The organism is Saccharopolyspora sp. MMCC62 (assembly GCF_057736575.1).
Map to the genome: position 1 here is coordinate 1 of NZ_JBYKCM010000030.1, position 276 is coordinate 276.

Annotated in this window: 1 protein-coding gene; it reads right to left on the bottom strand. The window is 52.2% G+C overall.

From position 1 onward, the window contains the following. Positions 1–52 precede the first annotated feature (52 nt). On the bottom strand, positions 53–276 hold a 224-nt coding region (locus AC29IT_RS28740; protein ID WP_488220788.1), incomplete at its 5' end, for a hypothetical protein.

Sequence of the window (276 nt, forward strand, 5' to 3'; positions counted from 1 at the left end):
ATGTGCCCTACATAACTTGGCCACAAAGATGCTCGCATCCACTATACAGTTCTCAAACAACAACCGAAAAAACACACACAGTGTGTCCTCTCAGACACCCAACAGCGTGCACGATGACGAAAACTCCGAGCGGCATTTCCACTAAATCCTTGAGCACCCAGAGCAGAAGAACAGACGCCTTCTCAACCCCGGACACCCCACCAACACCAGCCGAAACCAGCATTCGCGGATGTGTATTGCTCCTTAGAAAGGAGGTGATCCAGCCGCACCTTCCGG